The organism is Burkholderia sp. SRS-W-2-2016, from assembly GCF_001931485.1.
GTDB lineage: Bacteria > Pseudomonadota > Gammaproteobacteria > Burkholderiales > Burkholderiaceae > Paraburkholderia.
Genome location: NZ_MSDV01000051.1, coordinates 1 through 23,903 on the forward strand (window position 1 = coordinate 1; position 23,903 = coordinate 23,903).

Consider the following 23,903-nt stretch of genomic DNA (forward strand, 5'->3'; position numbering starts at 1 on the left):
TGACGATGATTAATCCGTCTTTCGACAGACAAACCTTCCTCTAATACTGTGTGAGGCTTTTGATACTTTTGCTATACGGCGATTCCTAAGAACCACCGCTGCATTCCGCATCAAGTGCCCACACTTATCGGCTGTTAATTTTTAAAGATCGATTCGCTTACTTCGTAGCGCCTTGGCGCTGCTTCGTTTGCGTTGCTGCATCAGCAGCAGAGAAACGAGATTATGGAGGCTCTTTCTCGTTTCGTCAACACCCTTTTTGCTTTCACTTAAAAAATCTTGCAGCTCACTTCCGGGTTGCGTTCAGCACCGCCTCGATAGAGACCGCATCCCCCATCGCCGCATAGCCGGCGTCGCTCGGATGGATGTGATCTCCGCTATCGAAGGCGTGCTGCAGACGATCCGGCTGTGCATGGTCCCGAAGCGCAGCGTCGAAGTCGACGACGCCATCGAAAGCACGGCTGGTCCGAATCCACTGATTGACCGCGAGCCGGATATTTTCCCGCTCCGGCGGCAGCGATGCCGGCGTCAGCGTCGCGCCGAACACCTTCACGCCCGCGTGCCGCGCAGCGGCGATCACCCGCTGGTAGCCACCGATCAGGTCGGCAGCCGTCACCGACGTATGCGGAAAGTCGCAGTCGAGCCCGCTATGGGCCGGCATCGCCGCGAAGTTGATGTCATTGATGCCGATCAGCAGAACGACGGCTTTCACGCCCGGACGCCGCAACACGTCGCGATCGAAGCGGCTCACGAGCGCATCGCCATAACAAGGCGAGTCGCTCAGCAGCCGGTTGCCGCTGATCCCTAGATTGACGATCGCGACCGGTTGCCCGCCGCTCGCATCCAACCGCCGCGCCAATGCGTCCGGCCAGCGGCGGTTCCGGTTCAGACTGGAACGCATCCCATCGGTGATCGAATCGCCGATCGCGGCAACGGTCGCCGCCGGCGCGGACGCATCCACCGACAAGCCGGTCACCCACACATATTGCGTAAAGCGGCCGCGAAACGCCGCGGCGGAAGCGTCGGCCGCATGATTGCCGGGCGCCGACACGTAATTCACCTGATTGGACACACGGTGCCAGGCGGCCATCCGCTGCTCCGGCCCCATGAACGCGCTGATTGCGTACGGAGTGCCCTCGACGATATCGACCGCGACCGGATCACTGTCCAGCTCGCCGCCCGGCGGAATACTGACCGCGCCGCGTCCACCAAACGTCACGCGGATTCCACCGCCCTCCACCGCCGCAGCGCCGCCCGCCGAGCGCGCGATGCGCAGATCCTCGATCACGAGCGGCGTCTTGCCGTACGCATTGCTCAGGTGAATGCGCGCACTTTTTCCGGACAGCGTCGGATAAACGATCTGCCGAACCGTCCGTCCGGCAACTTCGGGCGCGCGATACAGCGGCGGCAGGTCGGCTCGCTGAGGAATCGGTTGCAGCGCGGTCGCCCACGCCGACACCCAGTGCCCGGGCGTCTCCGCGGCGACAGCGCTCGACGAAACCGCTAATGGAACAAATTGGACAAGCAGCGCGGCGCCGCAGGCGGCAGCCAGGTGACGGAGAGTCATTCGGATGGATCGGTGCGAGGCGAAACGCGCATTGTGCCCGATCGCGACGGTCCCCGCGGGCAGTGGCGAGCGATCCGCCTCACCCGGGGGAACAGCGCGTTCACGCCGCGCGAGTTCAAGCCTTCTGCTGGCTCATGATCTTGAGCGCGACCGCCTCGGCCACCTCGATCCCGTCGATCGCCGCGGAGTAAATCCCGCCGGCATATCCGGCACCTTCACCCGCCGGATACAGCCCTTCGACGTTCACGCTCTGGTAATCGTCGCCGCGACGCACGCGAATCGGCGACGACGTTCGAGTTTCGACACCCGTCAGCACCGCGTCATGCATCGCAAAGCCGGCGATCTTCTTTTCCATCTGCGGCAACGCTTCGCGAATCGCCTCGATCGCATAGTCGGGCAGCGCGGTACTGAGGTCAGTCGGCCGCACGCCCGGTTTATACGACGGCACCACCGAACCGAGCGACGTGGACGGCCGCCCCGCGATGAAGTCGCCGACCAGCTGCCCCGGCGCCATATAGTTGCCGCCGCCGAGCTCGAACGCCCGCTCTTCCCACTTGCGCTGGAACGCGATGCCCGCCATCGGTCCGCCCGGGTAATCCTCGGGCGTAATGCCGACCACGATGCCCGCGTTCGCATTGCGCTCCGCGCGCGAGTACTGGCTCATCCCGTTCGTGACGACGCGCCCCGGCTCCGACGTGGCCGCGACCACCGTACCGCCCGGACACATACAGAAGCTATACACCGCGCGCCCGTTGCTGCAGTGATGCACCACCTTATAGTCGGCCGCGCCGAGCTGTTTGTGACCGGCAAATTTGCCGAACCGGCTGCGATCGATCACGCCCTGCGGATGCTCGATCCGGAAACCCAGCGAAAACGGCTTCGCTTCCATGTAGACGCCGCGGTCGAACAGCATCTGGAACGTATCGCGCGCGCTGTGGCCGACCGCCAGCACCACATGGTCGGTGCGCAGCGTCTCGCCGGTCGACAGCGTCAGCCCACGCACCTTGCCGTCGTCGATCTCGATATCCTCGACGCGCGTCTCGAAGCGCACCTCGCCGCCGAGTTCGTGAATCTTCGCGCGCATTTTCTCGACCATGCTGACCAGCCGGAACGTGCCGATATGCGGCCGGCTCAGATACAGAATGTCTTCGGGGGCGCCGGCCAGCACGAACTCGTCGAGCACCTTGCGGCCGTAATGCTTCGGATCCTTGATCTGGCTGTACAGCTTGCCGTCCGAGAACGTACCCGCGCCGCCTTCGCCGAACTGCACGTTCGACTCCGGATTGAGCACCGATTTGCGCCACAGCCCGAACGTATCCTTGGTGCGCTCGCGCACGGCCTTGCCGCGCTCGAGGATGATCGGCCGGAAACCCATCTGCGCGAGGATCAGCCCCGCGAACAGCCCGCACGGCCCCATGCCGATCACGACCGGGCGCGGCGTGCTCAACTGCTCGGGAGCGCGGGCGACGAACTTGTAGCTCATGTCGGGCGTCACGCCGCAATGCGGCACGTCGGCGAGCCGCTTGAGCGCGGCCGCTTCATCCGTGACCTCGACATCGACGATGTAAGTCAGCTTGATGTCGGCGCGTTTGCGCGCATCGTGGGCGCGGCGAAACACGGTGTATCGGATGAGCTCGTCGCCGGTCACGCCGAGTTCCGCGAGACGCGCACGGATGGCCGCTTCGAGGGCGCTCTCGGGATGATCGAGCGGGAGTTTGATTTCGCTTAGACGTAACATGAGTACCGGAGATGCAGAAAGGGCCGTCAATCGCGGCCAATTCGCAATTTTATCGGTTAAGCGTCGGAACGGGGCGACGACGGTTGCCTGAACACTGCCCCCGCGCACTATCGAACGTACCGGCTATCTTTAAAAAATTTATTAACCGACCGGTCGGTTGGTTTATACTACGCCGACCCAGACAACTTCGGCAGAGAGCGTCCCCCATGTACACGCAATCCCTCGATATCCCCGGCAATGTCGCCCCGCTCGACGCGGACGCGAATTCGCCGGAGCAGGCCCGCTTCGATGCGGTCATGGCCGCGGACGGCAAGATCGAGCCGCAGGACTGGATGCCCGACGCGTACCGCAAAACGCTGGTCCGGCAGATCTCGCAGCATGCGCATTCGGAAATCGTCGGCATGCTGCCGGAAGGCAACTGGATCACGCGCGCACCGAGCCTGAAGCGCAAGGCGATCCTGATCGCCAAAGTGCAGGACGAAGCAGGCCACGGGCTCTATCTATATAGCGCGGCCGAAACGCTGGGCGTATCGCGCGATCAACTGATCGCCGCGCTGCATGCCGGCAAGGCCAAATATTCGAGCATCTTCAATTACCCGACCCCGACCTGGGCCGACGTCGGCGTGATCGGCTGGCTGGTCGACGGCGCGGCGATCATGAATCAGATCCCGCTGTGCCGCTGCACGTACGGTCCGTACGCCCGCGCGATGATCCGCATCTGCAAGGAGGAGTCGTTCCATCAGCGCCAAGGCTTCGACGCGCTGCTCGCGATGATGGCCGGCACCGACGCGCAGCGCGAGCTGGTCCAGCAGGCGGTGAATCGCTGGTGGTGGCCGGTGCTGATGATGTTCGGCCCGAGCGACAAGGATTCGGTCCATAGCAACCAGTCGGCGAAATGGGGCATCAAGCGCATTACCAACGACGACCTGCGTCAGAAATTCGTCGACGCGACCGTCGAGCAGGCCAAGGTGCTCGGCGTCACGCTGCCCGACCCCGACCTGAAGTGGAACGAGGCGCGCGGCCACTACGACTACGGCGACATCGACTGGGAAGAGTTCTGGCGCGTGGTCAACGGCGACGGCCCGTGCAACCGCGAGCGCCTCGCGACCCGCGTGAAGGCCCATGACGATGGCGCGTGGGTACGCGAAGCCGCGCTGGCCCACGCCGAAAAGCAGCGCGTGCGCGCGCATCAGCAGGCGGCTTGAGGCTTTAGCGCTGACACAAGCGCATCGACGAATTCACAGGCGCCAGCCCGCTCGACGGCGCGCCGCCTGAACAGCACCGCATATCAGGAGATCAGCAATGAACAAGGAATGGCCGATTTGGGAAGTGTTCGTGCGCAGCAAGCAGGGACTCGACCATAAACACTGCGGCAGCCTGCACGCCGCCGACGCGCCGATGGCGCTGCGCATGGCCCGCGACGTCTACACGCGCCGCCAGGAAGGCGTGAGCATCTGGGTGGTGCCGTCGTCGGCGATCACGGCTTCCGCGCCGGACGAAAAGGCCGAGCTGTTCGAACCGGCGGGCGACAAGATCTATCGCCACCCGACGTTCTACCAGCTCCCCGACGAAGTCAACCACATGTAAGCGCGGCCATGTCCATCACGTCCCAACATCTCCAGTACGTGCTGCGCCTCGCGGATACCGCGCTGATCCTCGGACAGCGCAACACCGAGTGGTGCGGCCACGGCCCGATCCTCGAAGAGGACATCGCGCTGTCGAACATGAGCCTCGACCTGGTCGGCCAGGCGCGCCTGCTATACACGCACGCGGCCGACCTCGAACAGCAGCTCACCGGCAAGCAGCGCAGCGAAGACGACTACGCGTACTTCCGCGCCGAGCGCGAGTTCGCGAACTACACGCTCGTCGAGCTGCCGCACTACGGCCCGCTCGCCGGCACCGCGCAGACCGGGAAGGATTACGCGGTGACGATCGCGCGCAACTTCCTGTACTCGACGTTGATGCTGCATCTGTGGAGCGCGCTCACCGCCTCCACCGACGAACAGCTCGCCGCGATCGCGGCGAAGTCGATCAAGGAAACGCAGTACCACGTGCACCACGCGAGCGAGTGGCTGATCCGTTTCGGCGACGGCACCGACGAATCGCACCGTCGCGCGCAGGCAGCGCTCGACTATCTGATCCCATACACGCGCGAGTTCTTCAGCGCGGACGCGGTGGAAGACGCGATCGCCGCGGCCGGCATCGGCCCGCGCACGGCGGAACTGGAAGCCGCGTGGCTCGCCGACGTGAGCGCCACGCTCGACGAAGCCACGTTGACGTTGCCCGAACCAGTCAAGCACGTGACGACCGGCAAGCATGGCGAGCACTCCGAGCACATGGGTTTCGTGCTCGCCGAGATGCAGAGCCTCGCGCGCCAGCATCCGGGCGCCAACTGGTAAGCACACGATGACGACCTCGACCGCCCCGCATCCCGCCGACGTAGCCGACGCCACGCTCACCCACGCGTGGGCGGTGCTCGAAGCGGTGCCCGATCCGGAGATCCCGGTGGTATCGATCCGCGAGCTCGGCATCCTGCGCGACGTGCGCCGCGCCGCCGACGGCGCGCTCGAAGTCGTGATCACGCCGACCTACTCGGGCTGCCCGGCGATGTCGCAGATCGCTGAAGACATCGGCCTCGCGCTCGATGCCGCGCAGCTCGCGCCGTACCGGATCGCGACCGTGCTCGCGCCGGCGTGGACCACCGACTGGATCACCGCCGACGCCCGCGAAAAGCTGCGCAACTACGGCATCGCGCCGCCCACCGGCAATTGCGCATCGACCGCGCAGCCGCGCGAGCAGGTGATGCGCTTCGTGCCGCGCGCGTTGCCGGCGCCGTCCTGCCCGCGCTGCGGCTCCGCGCACACCGAGCGGCTCGCGCAATTCGGCTCGACCGCCTGCAAGGCCCTGTATCGCTGCCTCGACTGCCGCGAACCCTTCGACTACTTCAAACCGTACTGATATGGCCACCCCGCAATTTCATCCGCTGCGTATCCGCGAAGTGCGTCCCGAAACCGCCGACGCTGTGTCGGTCGCGTTCGAAGTCCCGCCCGAGCTGCGCGACCAGTATCGTTTCACGCAGGGGCAGTTCGTCACGCTGAAGACGCATATCGACGGTGAGGAAACCCGCCGCTCGTATTCGATCTGCGTCGGCGTCACCGACTACGATCGCGACGGCGAGTTGCGCATCGGCATCAAGCGCGTGCGCGGCGGGCGTTTTTCGAACTTCGCGTTCGACACGCTGCAGCCCGGTCACACGATCGACGTGATGACGCCGGACGGACGCTTCTTCACCCATCTGAACGCCGAGCAGGGTCAGCAGTACCTCGCGTTCTCGGGCGGCTCGGGCATCACGCCGGTACTCGCGATCATCAAGACGACGCTCGAAGTCGAGCCGCGCAGCACCTTCACGCTGGTGTACGGCAACCGCAGCGTCGACCAGATCATGTTTGCCGAAGAGCTCGAAGATCTGAAGAATCGCTTCATGAACCGCTTCGTGCTGTATCACGTGCTGTCGGACGATCTGCAGGACGTCGAGCTGTTCAACGGCGTGCTGGATCAGGAAAAGTGCGCGGCATTCCTCGAAAACCTGCTGCCGGCCGACGCGGTCGACGAAGCGTTCATCTGCGGCCCCGCGCCGATGATGGATGCCGCCGAAGCCGCGCTGAAGGCCGCCGGCGTGCCGCCCGCGAAGGTGCACGTCGAGCGTTTCGGTTCGCCGTTGCCGCAGGCGGGCGTGCCGGCGGTCGAAATCACCGAAGACACGCCGGCCGCCGACCTCGAAATCGTGCTCGACGGCAAGCGCCGCAAGCTGCGTCTGCCGTACCAGGGTGTGAGCGTGCTCGACGTCGGACTGCGCGCCGGTCTCGCGCTGCCGTACGCGTGCAAGGGCGGCGTCTGCTGCACCTGCCGCGCGAAGGTGCTCGAAGGCGAAGTGAAGATGGAAAAGAACTACACGCTCGAAGAGCACGAGATCCGCGACGGTTTCGTGCTGACCTGCCAGTGTCATCCGGTCAGCGACAAGGTGGTCGTCAGCTACGACGAACGCTGAGGCGCCGGCATAGCGGGGCAAAGGCGCCGCTTTCGGCCATTTCGCGATCCGCTTACACTAGGGGCCGCTCATCGACCCGGACCTCGGTTCCCGGTCGGCGAGCGGCCTCTTTTCGTTACAGCCGCTAGCGTCACAGCCAGCCTTAGCCAATGAGCACGATTCACCTTACCAACGGCGACGTCGCCGCCGAATCACTGCGCACCGCGCTGACCCAGGCCGGTCGCGACGACCGCGTGCAGGCGTTGCGCGACGATCTCGCGGTCGGCCCGTTACGCGGGGTCGACGACGGCCCGCAGATCCGCGCCGATTTCTGGGAGCGCGTGAGCGCCGACACGCGGCGCGACTTTGTACGCGAATTCCGCGAACAGGCCGCGATGCTCGCCAGCCTCGCGAACGGCACCGCGAATCTCGTCGTGTGGCACGGCGAAAGCGCGTCCGATCAACTGATGCTGCGGCGCGTGTGCTACCTGCTGCGCAACAGCCCGCAGCGCCTGAACGAAGTGCGCCTGTCGCTGGCCGATCTCACCGATCCGAACGCATGGGCGTACACCCGCAAGGATCGCGCGACCTCGGTGGGGATGTTCTCGCCGGACGTGCTGCAGGCGCGAGTGCCGGACGCCGCGCCGATTTCGGTGCTGCGCATCAGCCGGCTCGCGCTCGAATGGCAGGAGGTCAAGCACGCGAACGGCGAGACCCGGCGCTGGCGCGACAACACCTTCACCAGCAGTAGCTTCGCCGAACTCGACGCGCTGATCCTCGAGCACGCCGGCGCCGACTGGCAGCCCGCATCGCGCGTCGCCGCCAATGTGATGACCGCCGAACTGTGGTTCCTCGTCAGCGACACCATCGTGCTGTGGCGGATGCGCGAACTCGCGGCGCTGCGGCGCATCCGCCTACGCGGCGACGCGAACGCATGGCGCTCGCTCGAACTGTGCGCGGCGCTCGCCCCCTGCTCACCTCAATAACAACAGACGACTATGGCCCGTACCCGAGCCCCAGACCACGAAACCCAACGCGAGCAGATTCTCGAACTGGCCGCGGCGAAATTCGCGCAGACCAGCTATCCGAGCACCTCGATGGCCGATCTCGCCGCGGCGAGCGGCACCTCGAAAGCGCGCCTCTATCACTATTACGAGAGCAAGGAAGCGATTCTGTTCGACCTGCTGGATCGCTACACGAAGCGGCTGATGCTGATCATCGCCGAGGTCGAAGGTTCGAGTCAGCGCCGCGGGCTGAGCGAGCGCGAGACTTTCGCCGAACTGATCCGCGCGTTCCTGTTGGAGTACGAGACCTCGCATAGCCGGCACGTCGCGCTGCTGAACGACGTCAAGTACCTGGTCGACGCGCAGCGCGAAATCATCCTGAACCGACAGCGCGACGTGGTCGCGGCGTTCGCGCGGCAACTCGCGCGCGCGTATCCGGAACGGGCGACCCGCGACAACCAGACCGCGCTGACGATGATGGTGTTCGGCATGATCAACTGGACCTTCACGTGGCTGAAGCCGGACGGCCGGATGGGCTACAGCGAGTTCGCCGAGCAGGTGGTGAATATGGTCGACCACGGTCTCGGGACGGCGCCGGCAGCGTAAGCCAACGACTCCGGGCCGGCCCCGCGAACCCGCTGCGGGGCTTCGGATCCGCTCGGTTCAATTGCCGAGGCCGCCCAGGTCCCACCGCGGCAACCGCGCCAGAATGACGCAGAGCAGCAATATGCAGACCGCCTAAAGCCCTGATGTGACCCATGTGGCATCGTGTCACGAACGCATGTTCCATTCTATTTATTCTTTAAAAATCAAATAATTAAAATTAGGTCTTTAACGTTTTAGATAGTCCACTCTGTTTTTGGTACGGGTTTTCCCTAGTGAGACCCTTGGGTTTCCGGTAAAATTGGTTTTGCGGTGCACAACACCGCCTGATCAAAAGGAGAACCCGACCATGAACCTGCTGCCCCCTAGCACCGCCGAGCTGATCGCCTCGAACGATCGTGCGTCGCTGTCTGCCGGACGTGCGCCCGTTCTGGTCCGCGAACTCACCGCAATCGACCGCGAACGCCTGCTCACCCACTTCCTCGCACTCGACGAAGAAGACCGTCTGCTGCGTTTCGGCCAGGTCGTGCCGAATCACGTGATCGAAAACTATGTGCGCGCGATCGATTTCACGCGCGACACCGTGTTCGGCGTGTTCAACAGCAAGCTGGAACTGAGCGGCGTCGGCCATCTGGCTTATCTGCCGGCCGAGGGCGACAAGCGCACCGCCGAATTCGGCGTCTCGGTGCTCGAAAGCGCGCGCGGTCAGGGCATCGGCAGCAAGCTGTTCGAGCGCGCGGCGATCCGCAGTCGCAACACGCACGTGACAATGCTGTACATCCACTGCCTGTCGCGCAATTCGACAATGATGCACATCGCCAAAAAGGCGGGCATGAAGATCGAATACGCGTACGGCGAAGCCGACGCCTACCTAACGTTGTCGCCGGCCGACCAGTCGAGCATCCTCGCTGAAATGCTGCAGGAGCAGGCCGCCGTGTTCGACTACGCACTGAAGCGCCATGCGCGTCAGGCATCGCGACTGTTCGAGTCGTTCATGCCGGCCGCTATCGCTGCCTGAATAATCGCTACGGGGAAATGAGAAGGGGGCGGCCGCAAGGTCGCCCTTTTTTCTTTTGGGGGATGTCTGGCACATCGAGCCCACAAGTGCCTACAAAATAGGCAGCGCCGTCGTTTCCTTGATCTTCTCCAGCGAGAAGCTCGACTTCACATCGATCACCGACGGATGGCGCAGCAGCTGATCCTGCACGAAGCGCGAAAAGTGCGCCATATCCTCGACCTGCACGCGCAGCAGGTAATCCATCTCACCGGTCATCGCGTGACAGGCGACCACTTCGGGCCATGTCTGCACGGCGGCGCCGAACAGGTCCGCATGCGTCGCCTCGCCTTGTGGGCTGAACGCGCGGCCGCCGCCCTTCTCCAGCCGCACGTTCACGTACGCGAGCAGATCGAGTCCGAGACGCTGCGCATCGAGCAGCGCGACGTAGCCGCGAATCACGCCGCTTTCCTCGAGCCGGCGAATCCGCCGCAAGCAGGGACTCGGCGACAGATTGATCCGCTCCGCGATTTCCTGATTCGACAGCCGGCCATTCTCCTGAAGAATGGCCAGAATCCGCCGGTCGATCGCGTCCAGTTCTGCGTTAGCCATGTTCTGCCACGTAAGGTTTAAATTGAGACATAAACTGGCTCAAGCGTAGTCAGACACAATTAAGTTCGCAAGCTTTTGCCTCCCACGCAGTCCTACACTTGCTCCATGCGTTCGCGCCTAACAGGAGACAAAACCATGCAGGTTGCAACTTGGGACAACCCCGTCGGCACCGACGGCTTCGAATTCATCGAATACACCGCGCCGGACCCGAAAGCGCTCGGCAAGCTGTTCGAGCAGATGGGCTTCACCGCCGTCGCGCGGCATCGCCATAAGGATGTGACGCTGTATCGGCAGGGCGGCATCAACTTCATCGTCAACGCGGAAAAGGATTCGTTCGCGCAGCGCTTCACGCGGCTGCACGGTCCGTCGATCTGCGCGATCGCGTTTCGCGTGCAGGACGCCGCCAAGGCCTACAGCCAGGCGCTCGAAAAAGGCGCGTGGGGCTTCGACAACAAAACCGGCCCGATGGAGCTGAACATCCCGGCGATCAAGGGCATCGGCGATTCGCTGATCTATTTCGTCGACCGCTGGCGCGGCAAGAACAGCGCGGCGCCGAACAGCATCGGCGACATCGACATCTACGACGTCGACTTCGAGCCGATTCCCGGCGCGAACCCGAACCCCGCCGGCCACGGCCTCACCTATATCGATCACCTGACGCACAACGTGCATCGCGGCCGCATGCAGGAATGGGCGGAGTTCTACGAGCGCCTGTTCAACTTCCGCGAGGTGCGCTATTTCGACATCGAGGGCAAGGTGACGGGCGTGAAGTCGAAGGCGATGACGTCGCCGTGCGGCAAGATCCGCATCCCGATCAACGAGGAAGGCTCGGACACCGCCGGCCAGATCCAGGAATATCTGGACGCGTATCACGGCGAAGGGATTCAGCACATCGCGCTCGGCAGCAACGACATCTATCGCACCGTCGACGGCCTGCGCGGCGCGAACATCTCGCTGCTCGACACGATCGACACCTATTACGAACTGGTCGACCGCCGCGTACCGAATCACGGCGAACCGCTCGACGAGCTGCGCAAGCGCAAGATCCTGATCGACGGCGCGCCGGACGATCTGCTGCTGCAGATCTTCACCGAAAACCAGATCGGCCCGATCTTCTTCGAGATCATCCAGCGCAAGGGCAATCAGGGCTTCGGCGAGGGCAACTTCAAGGCGCTCTTTGAATCGATCGAACTCGATCAGATTCGCCGCGGCGTGGTGCAGGACAAAACCTGAGCACACCGCCGCCGCACGGCCGGTCAGCCGGTCAGCCGGCCAATAAAAAAGGGCGAGGATCGCAGGATCCTCGCCCTTTACTTATTTACGCCGCCGCTCGCACCGGAGCGGCGGCCGGTTACAGAGAGACGCTCCGCCCGCGCGGCGCGTCAGGAATTTTGCCCGTCCTCGTCGCGGCTGACCGACCCTTGCGTGAGCCGCCCGGCTTCCGCGCGCGCCGGTGCGACCTGCGCGCTACGGCTGATCGCGTTGGAAAGCGCGCCCATGCTGCCCGGGTTCGACCGCGCCGGCGCGCTGATCGCGAAGAAAGCGGCGGAAACCATCAGGAAGGTCTGGATGTTTCTAGTGTTCATGCGTACTCCTTGTTCTAACTGCCCTGCTGCCCCGAAGCCGCGCCGAATGCGCGGCGTTACACGGGCATCGCTCGCAGGTCGGGGATTAGACAGTTGTTTTCACTGCGGTTCCGTAGATTCGTAGGTTTTACAACCTGTTACATGCGAAATCGCGATAGAAGCGCATTCCAGCCAAAACGAAGCGCAATTGAATGGAATTTGCAGGCAACACGCGACGAATCGACTCGAAAAGCTGCCGCGCATAGCCATTTCTGAAACGCCTGCGGCGGGTTTCCACCAGTGCTACCATCGGCTAAAACCAGTCAATATGAGCACCCCGGCCCCAGCATTCACAAGATGTCGGGGACACAAAAAGTTTTGGCGATCCCAAGCTGAGTGGAGGAGTACACATAATGAATGCCCCGCTAGACGCAGGTCAGCGAGCCAGGCTCGAAGCCGCGTTGTCATCCGTCACGCTCGACGACAAATACACCCTCGAACGCGGCCGCGCGTATATGAGCGGCATCCAGGCGCTGGTGCGTCTGCCGATGCTGCAGCAGGAACGCGACCGCGCCGCCGGCCTGAACACCGCCGGCTTTATCTCCGGTTACCGCGGCTCGCCGCTCGGCGGACTCGATCAGTCGCTGTGGAAAGCCAAACAGCATCTGGCCGCGCACCAGGTCGTGTTCCAGCCCGGCGTCAACGAAGATCTCGCCGCCACCGCGGTGTGGGGCTCGCAGCAGGTCAACCTGTACCCGAGCGCCAAATACGACGGCGTGTTCTCGATGTGGTACGGCAAGGGCCCTGGCGTCGACCGTAGCGGCGACGTCTTCAAGCACGGCAACTCGGCCGGTTCGTCGCGCCACGGCGGCGTCCTCGTACTCGCCGGCGACGATCACGCGGCCAAATCCTCGACCCTCGCGCACCAGTCCGAACACATCTTCAAGGCCTGCGGCCTGCCGGTGCTGTTTCCGTCGAACGTGCAGGAATACCTGGACTTCGGCCTGCACGGCTGGGCAATGAGCCGTTATTCCGGGCTGTGGGTCGCGATGAAGTGCGTGACCGACGTGGTCGAATCGTCGGCGTCGGTCGATATCGACCCGCATCGCACGCAAATCGTCCTGCCCGAAGATTTCATGATGCCGGACGGCGGCCTGAACATCCGCTGGCCCGACCCGCCGCTCGTGCAGGAAGCGCGGCTGCTCGACTACAAGTGGTACGCCGGCCTCGCCTACGTGCGCGCGAACAAGCTCGACCGCGTCGAAATCGATTCGCCGCATGCGCGCTTCGGCATCATGACCGGCGGCAAAGCGTATCTCGACGTGCGCCAGGCGCTGACCGATCTCGGTCTCGACGACGAAACCTGCTCGCGCATCGGCATCCGCCTGTACAAGGTCGGCTGCGTGTGGCCGCTCGAAGCGCAAGGCGCGCAAGCGTTCGCGCGCGGCCTTCACGAAATTCTGGTGGTCGAGGAAAAGCGCCAGATTCTCGAATACGCGATCAAGGAAGAGCTGTACAACTGGCCCGACGCGCAGCGCCCGCGCGTGTTCGGCAAGTTCGACGAAAAGGACGGCGCTGGCGGCGAATGGTCGGTGCCGATGGGCAACTGGCTGCTGCCCGCGCACTACGAGCTGTCGCCGGCGATCATCGCGAAGGCGATCGCGACGCGGCTCGACAAGTTCGATCTGCCGTCCGATGTGCGCGCGCGGATCGCCGCACGGATCGCGGTGATCGACGCGAAGGAAAAAGCGCTCGCGCGCCCGCGCGTCGAAGTCGAGCGCAAGCCGTGGTTCTGCTCGGGCTGCCCGCATAACACGTCGACCAACGTGCCGGAAGGCTCGCGCGCGATGGCCGGGATCGGCTGCCACTACATGACGGTGTGGATGGACCGCAGCACCAGCACCTTTAGCCAGATGGGCGGCGAAGGCGTCGCGTGGGTCGGCCAGGCGCCGTTCACCAACGACAAGCACGTGTTCGCGAACCTCGGCGACGGCACCTACTTCCACTCGGGGTTGCTGGCGATTCGCGCGGCGATCGCGTCGAAGGCGAACATCACCTACAAGCTGCTGTACAACGACGCGGTCGCGATGACCGGCGGCCAGCCGGTCGACGGCGTGCTGAGCGTGCCGCAGATCACCCATCAGCTGGCCGCCGAGGGCGCCGCGAAGATCGTGATCGTCACCGATCAGCCAGAGAAGTACGCGGCCAACGTCGGCCTCGCGCCGGGCATCGATATTCATCATCGCGACCAGCTCGACGACGTGCAGCGCCAGCTGCGCGAAATCCCCGGCACGACGATCCTGATCTACGACCAGACCTGCGCGACCGAAAAACGGCGCCGCCGCAAACGCGGCGCGTATCCGGATCCGGCGCGCCGTGTCGTGATCAACGAGGCGGTCTGCGAAGGCTGCGGCGATTGCTCGGTGAAGTCGAACTGCCTGTCGGTCGAACCGCTCGACACCGAATTCGGCACCAAGCGCCAGATCAATCAATCGACCTGCAACAAGGACTTCTCGTGCGTGAACGGCTTCTGTCCGAGCTTCGTGTCGGTTGAAGGCGGCCAGTTGCGCAAGCCGAAGGCGGCGTCGGGCGTCGGCGCGGAGGCGATGCCGCCGGTGCCGGAACCCGAACTGCCGTCGATCGACCGGCCGTACGGCGTGCTGGTCACGGGCGTCGGCGGCACGGGCGTCGTCACGATCGGCGCGCTGCTCGGGATGGCCGCGCATCTGGAAAGCAAGGGCGTCACCGTGCTCGACGTGACCGGCCTCGCACAGAAAGGCGGCGCCGTGATGAGCCACGTGCAGATCGCGAACCAGCCGGCCGACATCCACGCGACCCGCATCGCGATGGGCGAAGCGAGCCTCGTGATCGGCTGCGACGCGATCGTCACCGCGAGCGACGAATGCGTATCGCGGATGCAGCCGCAGCACACGCGCGTCGTGCTGAACAGCGCGCACACGCCGACCGCCGAACTGATCAGGAACCCGAACTGGCGCTTCCCCGGCACCAGCACCGAAGCCGACGTGCGCGCGGCGGCCGGCGACGACAACGTCGCAACCGTCGACGCGAACCAGTTCGCGGTCGCGCTGCTCGGCGACGCAATCTACACGAACCCGTTCGTGCTCGGCTACGCGTGGCAGCGCGGCTGGGTGCCGCTAACCTATCAGTCGCTGATTCGCGCGATCGAGCTGAACAACGTGCAGGTCGAGAAGAACCGCGCGGCGTTCGAATGGGGCCGGCGCGCCGCGCACGACCTCGCCGCGGTGCGCAAGCTCGCGCAGACCCAGGGACGCGCGGACGCGGCCGATGCACCGAGCGGCAAGATCATCGCGCTGCATACGCCGAAGGCGCTCGACACGCTGATCGACAAGCGCGCCGATTACCTCGCCGCGTGGCAGAACCGCGCGTATGCGGAGCGTTATCGCGCGCTGGTTGGGCAGGTGCGGGCCGCGGAACAGGCGCTCGATGCGGCCGACAGCCAGCTGCCGCTAACCGAAGCGGTCGCGAAGAACCTGCACAAGCTGATGGCGTACAAGGACGAATACGAAGTCGCGCGGCTGTACAGCGACCCGGCGTTCATCGACAAGCTGAACGCGACGTTCGAAGGCGACTGGAAGCTGCATCTGCATCTCGCGCCGCCGACGCTATCGAAGAAGGACGCGCAAGGTCATCTGGTGAAGAAGAAGTACGGCCCGTGGATGTTCCGCACGATGCCGCTGCTGGCGAAGCTGAAGTTCCTGCGCGGCACGCCGCTCGACGTGTTCGGCAAGACCGAGGAGCGCCGCACCGAGCGCGCGTTGATCGGTGAATACGAGGCGCTGGTGCGCGAGCTGATCGGTGGGCTTACCGTGCAGAAGCGCGAACTGGCGCTCGAGCTTGCGAATCTGCCGGATGGGATCCGTGGTTATGGGCACGTGAAGGAGAACAACCTGAAGGGCGTGCGGATCCGCTGGAACGAGTTGCTCGCGCGCTGGCGCGCGCCGGATGCGGGCAAAGCGCAGCACGCGGCGGCTTGATAGGGTTGTCTCACGGCAACGGCAACGGCAACCGCTTCGGCAGCTGCAACTGCCGAAGCCGAACCTGACAAAAGCGGCGGTCCCCACGGACCGCCGCTTTTTTCCGCCCATAAAAAAACGCCACGCAATCTCAAGGATTCCGTGGCGTTGCTCGCTCAGTGGCGACCTACCGGTTACTTACTGCGCATTCACCGACTTACGCGCGTTCGCCGAAGCAACCGCGGTCATGTTGATGATCCGGCGCACGGTCGCGGCCGGCGTCAGGATGTGCACCGGCTTTTCCGCGCCGAGCAGAAACGGGCCGACGGTCACACCTTCGCCGCCCACCACCTTCAGCAGGTTGTACGCGATGTTCGCCGCTTCGACGTTCGGCATGATCAGCAGGTTCGCTTCGCCGCTCAGCGACGTGCCCGGGAACGCGGCCTTGCGGATCGCTTCCGACAGCGCCGCGTCGCCGTGCATTTCACCGTCGATTTCCAGCGACGGCGCACGCGCGGTGATCAGCTTGCGGGCGGCGGCCATGCGCTGCGACGACGACGACGGCGCGCTGCCGAAGTTCGAGTTCGACAGCAACGCGACCTTCGGCGTGATGCCGAACTTCTCGATTTCGCGCGCGGCGAGCATCGTCATGTCGGCCAGTTGCTCGGCGGTCGGCACTTCGTTCACGTACGTGTCGCAGATGAACAGATTGCGGCCCGGCAGCATCAAGAGGTTCATCGCCGCGAAGTTCTGCACGTCGTCGGCCTTGCCGAGCACCTGTTCGATGAAGTTCAGGTGCGTGTGGTACTGGCCGATCATCCCGCAGATCATCCCGTCGGCTTCGCCCAGACGCACGAGGATCGCGCCGATCAGCGTGTTGAACTTGCGCATCGCGGCCTTCGCGACGTCCGGCGTCACGCCTTCGCGCGCGCCGAGTTCGTGATACGCCTGCCATGCGCGCTGATAACGCGGATCGTCTTCCGGATCGACGATCTCGACGTCCTCGCCGCACTTGAGCTTCGAGCCCATCTTCTTCAGACGCATCTCGATCACCGACGGGCGGCCGATCAGGATCGGCTTGGCGATCTTTTCGAGCAGCACGAACTGCGCGGCGCGCAGCACGCGCTCGTCTTCGCCTTCCGCGAACACGATGCGCGCCGGCGCCGACTTCGCCGCCGCGAACACCGGACGCATCACCATGCCGGTGCGGTAGACGGTCGTGCCGAGTTCTTCGCGGTACGCGTCCATGTCCTTGATCGGACGGGTCGCGACGCCCGAATCCATCGCGGCCTGCGCGACAGCCGGCGCGATCTTGATGATCAGGCGCGGATCGAACGGCTTCGGAATCAGGTACTCGGGGCCGAATTCGAGCGAATGGCCTTCATACGCCTTCGCGACTTCGTCGCCCTGGTCGGTTTCCTCGGCCAGCTCGGCGATCGCGCGCACACACGCGAGCTTCATTTCCTCGGTGATCGTGGTCGCGCCGACGTCGAGCGCGCCGCGGAAAATGAACGGGAAGCACAGCACGTTGTTGACCTGGTTCGGATAGTCCGAACGGCCGGTCGCGATGATGCAGTCCGGGCGCACTTTCTTCGCGTCTTCCGGGCGGATTTCCGGCTCCGGATTCGCGAGCGCGAGAATCAGCGGCTGGGTGCCCATTTCGACGACCATCTCCGGCTTCAGCACGCCGGCGCTCGAGCAGCCGAGGAACACGTCGGCGCCGCGGATCGCGTCGGCCAGCGTGCGCGCGTCGGTATTCGCCGCATAGCGTTCCTTCGACGGATCGAGGTTGCCGCGGCCTTCGTAGATCACACCCTTCGAGTCGGTGACGAGGATGTTCTGCTTCGACAGGCCGAGGTTGACCAGCAGGTCCAGACAGGCAATCGCCGCCGCGCCCGCGCCCGAACAGACGAGCTTCACTTCGTCGAGCTTCTTGCCGACCACTTTCAGGCCGTTCAGGATGGCCGCCGACGCAATGATCGCGGTGCCGTGCTGATCGTCGTGGAAGACCGGAATCTTCATGCGCTCGCGCAGCTTCTTCTCGATGTAGAAGCACTCGGGCGCCTTGATGTCTTCGAGGTTGATGCCGCCGAGCGTCGGCTCGAGCATCGCGATCGCTTCGACGAGCTTGTCCGGGTCCGACTCGCTCAGCTCGATGTCGAATACGTCGATACCGGCGAACTTCTTGAACAGACAGCCCTTGCCTTCCATCACCGGCTTCGCGGCGAGCGGGCCGATGTTGCCGAGGCCGAGCACGGCCGTGCCGTTGGTGATCACGCCGACGAGATTGCCGCGCGACGTGTACTTCTGCGCGTCGAGCGGCGTGTCGTAAATCGCCATACAGGCCGCTGCAACACCCGGCGAATACGCGAGCGACAAGTCCAGCTGGTTCGACAGCGGCTTGGTGGGCGTCACCGAAATCTTGCCGGGTTTCGGATTCTGGTGGTATGCGAGAGCGCTTTGCTTGAGTTGTTCGTCCATTTCTAGGCCTGCGAGACGTAAGTAATTGGGCCCGGGGCACCACACCGTTGCTTCGCTTGCATCTGTCAGACGGATAGCCGACCGAGGCGGTTTTCGCACGCGCCGGTTGGCGCGGTGGCTTACCTCGACGAAGTACGGGACGATGTGGAGTGCTTCGCGGGTCGACCAGTGTACACCTGGGACGTGTCGATGCACTGAGTGGTTAACAGGACTAACCAATGGCGAAACAGCGGCTGATAATACTGCCGCGCCGCTTGCAGGCGCCGGGTTTCGCGGGCCGGCGATTTAACAATGCGCCGCGCATGGGGCGCGGATTCGTAGTTATTCGCGCCCGCGCGGCGGTCACTTACTCCAGTTCGGCGCCGCGTCGTTCAGGAATCAGAAACAGTGTCGCGACGATGTCGAGCAGATAGATCGACGCGAGCAGCGCCAACGCCGCCGCGAACGAATAGCGCGCGGCCAATGCACCCACCACCACCGGCCCGAAACCGCCGACCGCGCGGCCCGCGTTGAACAGCACGTTCTGCGCGGTGGCCCGCGCCTCGGTCGGATACAGCTCGGAGATCAGCGCGCCGTAGCCGCCGATCATCCCGTTCACGAACACGCCCATCGCCGCGCCGCCGATCAGCAACGCGAGCGGTGTGCTCAGTTGCGCGTAGACGAACACCATCACGACCGCGCCCGCCTGATAGAACAGGAAGGTCGGCTTGCGGCCGAAGCGGTCGGCGGCGATGCCGAACAGCCAGATGCCGGCCGCCATGCCGAGAATCGTCGCGGCGGTCCAGAGGCCGGACTTGGTCAACGAATAGCCGAAGGTCTTCGACAGATAGCTCGGCAGCCAGATCATCAGCCCGTAATAGCCGAAGTTCTGCACCGAGCACAGGATCGTCACGCCGACGCTCGCGCGGGTGGTGCGCGCATCGGCGAACAGCAGTTTGAGCGGCAGCTTGCGCCTGCCGCGCGCGGCGCGCTCGGTAAACAGCGCCGGCTCCTCGACCCGGCGCCGCACGAAAAACGACACGACCGCCGGCAGCAGCCCGATCGCGAACATCCCGCGCCAGCCGATCAGCGGCAGCAGCAGCGGCGTCAGCAACGCGGCAGCCAGCACGCCGAGCTGCCAGCCGAGCCCGACATACGACGACACCCGCGCGCGCTGCGCCGCCGGCCACGCTTCGGCGACCAGCGTCATGCCGATGCCGAACTCGCCGCCCAGCCCGATCCCGGCGATGGTGCGGAAGATCAGCAGGTCGGTGTAGCCTTGCGCGAGCGCGCACAGCCCGGTGAACACCGCGAAGATCAGGATGGTCCACGTCAGCATCCGCACGCGGCCGAAATAATCGCTGAGCACACCGAAGATCACGCCGCCGGCGACCGCGCCGATCAGCGTCCACGTGACCAGCGCGCCCGCTTGCGCCGAGCTCAGATGCAGGTCGACGGCGATCACCGGCAGCATGAAGCCGAGGATCAGCAGATCGAAGCCGTCCATCGCGTAGCCGAGCACCGCGGCGAGCAGCGCGCGGCCCGCGTGGCCCGGTCTGAGCGCTGGAGCGGCGGGTGCGGCGGCGGTCGCGCGAGCGGGAGGAGCGGCGTTCATCGAAAGGATTCCGTAGGTCGGGGAGCGGGCGCGGCGGGGCGTCCGCCAAAGTCGCGTGAGTGTAAAGGCGGCGTTGCCCGCTCACAAGACGATGCGCCCGCCGACGGCCTCCTCGGCGCCACCCATTTCGGGTAAAATAGCCGCCCACGCGCGCAGCAAACGCCGGTCTCTGCTCTACCGCCGGTCGCGTATTCCGCCCAGCATGGCGCGGCATACCCCAGCTTGCTGCGCCACCGGGCCCGCGCCCGCTTCTCCCCCGCTCATTCCGAAGGATCCGCCCATGACAGGCTTCGATCGCCAGACGATCTCCGACACCACCGCCAAAATGCTGCTCGAAGTGCAAGCAGTGCATTTCAACGCGGAGAAACCGTATATTTTCACGTCCGGCTGGGCGAGCCCGGTGTATATCGACTGCCGCAAGCTGATCTCGTATCCGCGCGTGCGCCGCGGCCTGATGGAAATGGCCGAAGCGACGATCCTGCGCGACGTCGGCTATGAGCAGATCGACGCGGTCGCCGGCGGCGAAACCGCCGGTATCCCGTTCGCGGCGTGGCTGTCCGACCGCCTGATGGTGCCGATGCAATACGTGCGCAAGAAGCCGAAGGGTTTCGGCCGCAACGCGCAGATCGAAGGTCTGCTGACCGAAGGCCAGCGCGTGCTGCTGGTCGAAGACCTGACCACCGACAGCCGCAGCAAGATCAACTTCATCAACGCGCTGCGCACCGCCGGCGCGACGGTGAACCACTGCTTCGTGCTGTTCCACTACAACATCTTCAAGGAAAGCGTGTCGGTGCTGAAAGACATCGACGTCGATCTGCACGCGCTCGCCACGTGGTGGGACGTGCTGCGCGTCGCAAAGGAAAACAAGTACTTCGACACCAGGACGCTCGACGAAGTGGAAAAATTCCTGCACGCGCCGGCCGAGTGGTCGGCCGCGCACGGCGGCGCCACCTCGACGCCGCAGTAAGCACACAGCCAGCCGCCTGATGCGGGCTGAATGAAAAAGCCGCCGGTCTTCGCGACCGGCGGCTTTTTTTATGCGCGTTCCGCAAACGGCGCGCGGTTCGGGCTTTCCGCGCAGCGCGCGCCCCTCACGACGATGCATCGCACAGCTAACCAGCGCCGATCCAAGTGTTAGACTTGGTTTCACTTTAGGGCACGATTAAGGACAACAACCATCGCGAGGACGAGCGCCTCGCGCCCTGACAGGAGAGCCGGCACATGCGCGCGCGTTGCCTGGTTGTTTCGCTGACTTCCTCGTGGTGGCATCGATCGATTGTCGTATGCGCAATGCTCGCGCTGACGGCCGCGCAAAGTTCGGTCGCGCGCGCCGACGGCGCCTTCACACTGACCAGCGCGAATCTGCGCGCGGGCGCGCCGGTGCCGAACGCGCAGGTGTTCGACCAGAACGACTGCAAAGGCGGCAACCGCTCGCCGCAACTGACATGGCGCGGCGCGCCGGCCGGCACCCGCGGCTTCGCAATCACGATTTTCGATGAGGACGCGCCGGGCCGCGGCTGGTGGCATTGGGCCGTCGCGGGCATTCCGGCCAACGTCGACAGCCTGCCGGAGAACGCGAGTTCGTCGGGGTTCCTGAAGAAACTCGGCGCGGTCGAAGCGCGCAACGATTTCGATACCGACGGCTACGGCGGCCCCTGCCCGCCGCCCGGCAAACCGCACCGCTATATCATCACCGTCTATGCGCTGAACTCCGCCGATCTGCGGCTCGCGCAAGGACGTCCCGCGCTGATGTTCGATCACGAAATCGGCACCGCTTCGATCGGCAGTGCGAAGCTCGCGGTCAGCTACGGGCGCTAACGTCCGGCCAATTCATCCGGTTCACCCCGTCCGCTCACTTTGCTGGAGTACTGCATGTCGAAGATCGTCATCGTTTATCACAGCGGCTACGGCCATACGAAGAAAGTCGCGGAAGCGGTACACGCGGGCGTGCTCGAAGCCGGCGCCGAAGCGAAGCTGATGCCGGTCGGCGAGATCGACGACGCGGCGTGGGACGAACTGGCCGCCGCCGACGCGCTGATCTTCGGCGCGCCGACCTACATGGGCGGCCCGTCGGCCGACTTCAAGAAATTCGCCGACGCGAGTTCGAAGCCGTGGTTCGGCCAGGCGTGGAAGGACAAGATCGCGGCCGGCTTCACGAACTCCGCGACGATGAACGGCGACAAGTTCTCGACGATCCAGTACTTCGTCACGCTGGCGATGCAGCACAGCATGATCTGGGCGGGCACCGGCATGATGCCGGCGAACACCAAGGCGGCGACCCGCAACGATCTGAACTTCGTCGGCGGCTTTACCGGGCTGCTCACGCAGTCGGCGGCCGACGCATCGCCCGACGAAGCGCCGCCGCCCGGCGACCTCGAAACCGCGCGGGCATTCGGCGCGCGCATCGCGGGCGTGACCGCGCGCTGGATCGCCGCGCGCGGCTAGGCGCGCGATCTTCTGCCAACTTCCCCGCATCCGTCCGGATCTGCCGCGCAACGCTTCACGCCGCTGTCACGTTGCGCGCGCATCGTCGTTTTTTCGCGCTGCGCCGCACGAGCGGCGCGCTGACGTCTTAAAATAGCGTTCCGGCGCCGCGTCGCGCCCCGTTTCCAGCGAGTGAGATCGAGATGAGCACGAAAGTTTTTGTCGACGGACAGGAAGGCACCACCGGCCTGAAGATTTTTGAATACCTGTCGCAGCGCGCCGACGTTGAAATCCTGCGTATCGAAGAAGCGAAGCGCAAGGACCTCGACGAGCGCCGTCGTCTCATCAACGCGTCGGATGTCACGTTCCTGTGCCTGCCCGACGTCGCGTCGCGCGAATCCGCGTCGCTCGTCGAGAACGAGCGCACCGTGCTGATCGACGCGAGCACCGCATTCCGTACCGCGGCCGACTGGGCCTACGGCCTGCCCGAACTGGCGCGCGCGCAGCGCGAGCGTCTGCGCAGCGCGAAGCGCATCGCGGTGCCGGGCTGCCACGCGTCGGCGTTCGTGCTGGCGATGCGCCCGCTCGTCGAAGCCGGCGTCGTCGCGCCCGAGTTCGCCGCGCACGCGTACTCGATCACCGGCTACAGCGGCGGCGGCAAGAAGATGATTGCCGACTACGAAGCCGGCGGTAACGACAAGCTGAAGAGCCCGCGTCCGTACGCGCTCGGCCTGACCCACAAGCATCTGCCGGAAATGGCCGCGCACACGGGCTTGACGTCAGCACCGATCTTCACGCCGATCGTCGGCGACTTCTACAAGGGTCTCGCGGTCACCACCTACTTCTCGCCGAACCAGCTGGCCAAGAAGGCCACGCCGCAAGACGTGCAGGCGCTGTTCGCCGAGTACTACGCGGGCGAGGCGTTCGTGCACGTCGCGCCGTTCGATGCGGACGCGAATCTCGACAACGGCTTCTTCGACGTGCAGGCGAACAACGACACCAACCGCGTCGACCTGTTCGTGTTCGGCAACGAAGAGCGCTTCGTCACCGTCGCGCGACTGGACAACCTCGGCAAGGGCGCATCGGGCGCGGCGATCCAGTGTATGAACCTCGCGATCGGCGCGGCCGAAGAAACCGGCCTGAAACGCTAGGCGAAGCGTGCCGCGAACGGGAATCCGCACTCACCGTTCGCCACGCCCCTCGAAAAGCCGGTCTGCAAAGACCGGCTTTTCTGTTTTTAAAACACCCCCAATCCAATTCGATTAGCACCGGCTGTCGGTAGTGGCCCGAATTACTTTAAAT

Annotated in this window: 20 protein-coding genes; 14 read left to right on the forward strand and 6 right to left on the reverse strand. The window is 64.7% G+C overall.

Annotation, left to right across the window (positions count from 1 at the left end):
• Positions 1-283: 283 nt before the first annotated feature.
• Both BTH42_RS22060 and BTH42_RS22065 read right to left on the reverse strand, forming a co-directional pair.
• Positions 284-1,564: an SGNH/GDSL hydrolase family protein gene (locus BTH42_RS22060; RefSeq protein WP_075303289.1), complete on the reverse strand. Its 1,281-nt coding sequence runs from the start codon at positions 1,562-1,564 to the stop codon at positions 284-286.
• A gap of 115 nt (positions 1,565-1,679) precedes the next feature.
• A complete protein-coding gene (locus BTH42_RS22065) occupies positions 1,680-3,302 on the reverse strand; it encodes an NAD(P)/FAD-dependent oxidoreductase (RefSeq protein ID WP_075303290.1) in 1,623 nt (540 codons plus the stop codon).
• Between the two features lie 206 nt (positions 3,303-3,508).
• On the opposite strand from BTH42_RS22065, the gene paaA reads away from it, so the two are divergent.
• The 8 genes from paaA (at position 3,509) to BTH42_RS22105 (ending at position 9,954) form a co-directional block, all read left to right on the forward strand.
• Positions 3,509-4,507: a 1,2-phenylacetyl-CoA epoxidase subunit PaaA gene (gene paaA / locus BTH42_RS22070; RefSeq protein WP_075303291.1), complete on the forward strand. Its 999-nt coding sequence runs from the start codon at positions 3,509-3,511 to the stop codon at positions 4,505-4,507.
• A gap of 97 nt (positions 4,508-4,604) precedes the next feature.
• Positions 4,605-4,889: a 1,2-phenylacetyl-CoA epoxidase subunit PaaB gene (paaB, locus tag BTH42_RS22075; RefSeq protein ID WP_075303292.1), complete on the forward strand. Its 285-nt coding sequence runs from the start codon at positions 4,605-4,607 to the stop codon at positions 4,887-4,889.
• Positions 4,890-4,897: 8 nt separating this feature from the next.
• Positions 4,898-5,701 (forward strand): 1,2-phenylacetyl-CoA epoxidase subunit PaaC, encoded by an 804-nt coding sequence (gene paaC / locus BTH42_RS22080; protein WP_075303293.1) that lies wholly within the window; start codon positions 4,898-4,900, stop codon positions 5,699-5,701.
• Positions 5,702-5,708: 7 nt separating this feature from the next.
• Entirely contained in the window at positions 5,709-6,260 is a 552-nt protein-coding gene (gene paaD / locus BTH42_RS22085; protein ID WP_075303294.1) for a 1,2-phenylacetyl-CoA epoxidase subunit PaaD, read from the forward strand.
• 1 nt (position 6,261) lies between these two features.
• Positions 6,262-7,350: a 1,2-phenylacetyl-CoA epoxidase subunit PaaE gene (paaE, locus tag BTH42_RS22090; RefSeq protein ID WP_075303295.1), complete on the forward strand. Its 1,089-nt coding sequence runs from the start codon at positions 6,262-6,264 to the stop codon at positions 7,348-7,350.
• A 149-nt stretch (positions 7,351-7,499) separates the two neighbouring features.
• A complete protein-coding gene (locus tag BTH42_RS22095; protein ID WP_075303296.1) occupies positions 7,500-8,315 on the forward strand; it encodes a DUF1835 domain-containing protein in 816 nt (271 codons plus the stop codon).
• 12 nt (positions 8,316-8,327) lie between these two features.
• The gene (locus BTH42_RS22100) at positions 8,328-8,939 is read left to right on the forward strand and encodes a TetR/AcrR family transcriptional regulator (RefSeq protein WP_075303297.1); all 612 of its coding nucleotides are present in this window, start codon (positions 8,328-8,330) and stop codon (positions 8,937-8,939) included.
• A 346-nt stretch (positions 8,940-9,285) separates the two neighbouring features.
• A complete protein-coding gene (locus tag BTH42_RS22105) occupies positions 9,286-9,954 on the forward strand; it encodes a GNAT family N-acetyltransferase (protein WP_075303298.1) in 669 nt (222 codons plus the stop codon).
• A 90-nt stretch (positions 9,955-10,044) separates the two neighbouring features.
• On the opposite strand, the gene BTH42_RS22110 is transcribed toward BTH42_RS22105, so the two are convergent.
• Positions 10,045-10,542, reverse strand: a complete 498-nt coding sequence (locus tag BTH42_RS22110; protein WP_075303299.1) for an Lrp/AsnC family transcriptional regulator — start codon at positions 10,540-10,542, stop codon at positions 10,045-10,047.
• A 135-nt stretch (positions 10,543-10,677) separates the two neighbouring features.
• On the opposite strand from BTH42_RS22110, the gene hppD reads away from it, so the two are divergent.
• The gene (gene hppD, locus BTH42_RS22115; RefSeq protein ID WP_075303300.1) at positions 10,678-11,775 is read left to right on the forward strand and encodes a 4-hydroxyphenylpyruvate dioxygenase; all 1,098 of its coding nucleotides are present in this window, start codon (positions 10,678-10,680) and stop codon (positions 11,773-11,775) included.
• Positions 11,776-11,924: 149 nt separating this feature from the next.
• Here hppD and BTH42_RS22120 read toward each other — a convergent pair whose 3' ends face one another.
• Positions 11,925-12,128 carry a hypothetical protein gene (locus BTH42_RS22120; RefSeq protein WP_075303301.1) on the reverse strand — a complete coding sequence of 68 codons (204 nt, stop codon included), beginning with the start codon at positions 12,126-12,128 and terminating at the stop codon, positions 11,925-11,927.
• A gap of 392 nt (positions 12,129-12,520) precedes the next feature.
• Here BTH42_RS22120 and BTH42_RS22125 point away from each other — a divergent pair, with 392 nt between their 5' ends.
• Positions 12,521-16,123, forward strand: a complete 3,603-nt coding sequence (locus BTH42_RS22125) for an indolepyruvate ferredoxin oxidoreductase family protein (protein ID WP_075303302.1) — start codon at positions 12,521-12,523, stop codon at positions 16,121-16,123.
• A 177-nt stretch (positions 16,124-16,300) separates the two neighbouring features.
• Here the strand turns inward: BTH42_RS22125 and BTH42_RS22130 are convergent, their stop codons facing one another.
• Positions 16,301-18,583, reverse strand: coding sequence for an NADP-dependent malic enzyme (locus BTH42_RS22130; protein WP_075303303.1), 2,283 nt, complete (start codon positions 18,581-18,583; stop codon positions 16,301-16,303).
• Positions 18,584-18,929: 346 nt separating this feature from the next.
• Positions 18,930-20,177, reverse strand: a complete 1,248-nt coding sequence (locus BTH42_RS22135; protein ID WP_075303304.1) for an MFS transporter — start codon at positions 20,175-20,177, stop codon at positions 18,930-18,932.
• A gap of 280 nt (positions 20,178-20,457) precedes the next feature.
• Between BTH42_RS22135 and BTH42_RS22145 the strand changes: the two genes are divergently transcribed.
• From BTH42_RS22145 to argC, 4 genes are all read left to right on the forward strand, one after another.
• Positions 20,458-21,144 (forward strand): orotate phosphoribosyltransferase, encoded by a 687-nt coding sequence (locus tag BTH42_RS22145; RefSeq protein ID WP_075303305.1) that lies wholly within the window; start codon positions 20,458-20,460, stop codon positions 21,142-21,144.
• Between the two features lie 254 nt (positions 21,145-21,398).
• On the forward strand, positions 21,399-21,995 hold the full coding sequence (locus tag BTH42_RS22150; RefSeq protein ID WP_075303306.1) for a YbhB/YbcL family Raf kinase inhibitor-like protein: 597 nt from the start codon (positions 21,399-21,401) through the stop codon (positions 21,993-21,995).
• A gap of 54 nt (positions 21,996-22,049) precedes the next feature.
• Positions 22,050-22,622: a flavodoxin family protein gene (locus BTH42_RS22155; RefSeq protein ID WP_075303307.1), complete on the forward strand. Its 573-nt coding sequence runs from the start codon at positions 22,050-22,052 to the stop codon at positions 22,620-22,622.
• 182 nt (positions 22,623-22,804) lie between these two features.
• Positions 22,805-23,752, forward strand: coding sequence for an N-acetyl-gamma-glutamyl-phosphate reductase (gene argC, locus BTH42_RS22160; protein ID WP_075303308.1), 948 nt, complete (start codon positions 22,805-22,807; stop codon positions 23,750-23,752).
• The last annotated feature ends 151 nt before the right edge of the window (positions 23,753-23,903 follow it).

Excerpts from the sequence above, each read along its gene's own strand:
- BTH42_RS22060 (WP_075303289.1), bottom strand. The coding sequence starts at position 1,564 with ATGACTCTCCGTCACCTGGCTGCCGCCTGCGGCGCCGCGCTGCTTGTC.
- BTH42_RS22065 (WP_075303290.1), bottom strand. The coding sequence starts at position 3,302 with ATGTTACGTCTAAGCGAAATCAAACTCCCGCTCGATCATCCCGAGAGC.
- paaA (WP_075303291.1), top strand. The coding sequence starts at position 3,509 with ATGTACACGCAATCCCTCGATATCCCCGGCAATGTCGCCCCGCTCGAC.
- paaB (WP_075303292.1), top strand. The coding sequence starts at position 4,605 with ATGAACAAGGAATGGCCGATTTGGGAAGTGTTCGTGCGCAGCAAGCAG.
- paaC (WP_075303293.1), top strand. The coding sequence starts at position 4,898 with ATGTCCATCACGTCCCAACATCTCCAGTACGTGCTGCGCCTCGCGGAT.
- paaD (WP_075303294.1), top strand. The coding sequence starts at position 5,709 with ATGACGACCTCGACCGCCCCGCATCCCGCCGACGTAGCCGACGCCACG.
- paaE (WP_075303295.1), top strand. The coding sequence starts at position 6,262 with ATGGCCACCCCGCAATTTCATCCGCTGCGTATCCGCGAAGTGCGTCCC.
- BTH42_RS22095 (WP_075303296.1), top strand. The coding sequence starts at position 7,500 with ATGAGCACGATTCACCTTACCAACGGCGACGTCGCCGCCGAATCACTG.
- BTH42_RS22100 (WP_075303297.1), top strand. The coding sequence starts at position 8,328 with ATGGCCCGTACCCGAGCCCCAGACCACGAAACCCAACGCGAGCAGATT.
- BTH42_RS22105 (WP_075303298.1), top strand. The coding sequence starts at position 9,286 with ATGAACCTGCTGCCCCCTAGCACCGCCGAGCTGATCGCCTCGAACGAT.
- BTH42_RS22110 (WP_075303299.1), bottom strand. The coding sequence starts at position 10,542 with ATGGCTAACGCAGAACTGGACGCGATCGACCGGCGGATTCTGGCCATT.
- hppD (WP_075303300.1), top strand. The coding sequence starts at position 10,678 with ATGCAGGTTGCAACTTGGGACAACCCCGTCGGCACCGACGGCTTCGAA.
- BTH42_RS22120 (WP_075303301.1), bottom strand. The coding sequence starts at position 12,128 with ATGAACACTAGAAACATCCAGACCTTCCTGATGGTTTCCGCCGCTTTC.
- BTH42_RS22125 (WP_075303302.1), top strand. The coding sequence starts at position 12,521 with ATGAATGCCCCGCTAGACGCAGGTCAGCGAGCCAGGCTCGAAGCCGCG.
- BTH42_RS22130 (WP_075303303.1), bottom strand. The coding sequence starts at position 18,583 with ATGGACGAACAACTCAAGCAAAGCGCTCTCGCATACCACCAGAATCCG.
- BTH42_RS22135 (WP_075303304.1), bottom strand. The coding sequence starts at position 20,177 with ATGAACGCCGCTCCTCCCGCTCGCGCGACCGCCGCCGCACCCGCCGCT.
- BTH42_RS22145 (WP_075303305.1), top strand. The coding sequence starts at position 20,458 with ATGACAGGCTTCGATCGCCAGACGATCTCCGACACCACCGCCAAAATG.
- BTH42_RS22150 (WP_075303306.1), top strand. The coding sequence starts at position 21,399 with ATGCGCGCGCGTTGCCTGGTTGTTTCGCTGACTTCCTCGTGGTGGCAT.
- BTH42_RS22155 (WP_075303307.1), top strand. The coding sequence starts at position 22,050 with ATGTCGAAGATCGTCATCGTTTATCACAGCGGCTACGGCCATACGAAG.
- argC (WP_075303308.1), top strand. The coding sequence starts at position 22,805 with ATGAGCACGAAAGTTTTTGTCGACGGACAGGAAGGCACCACCGGCCTG.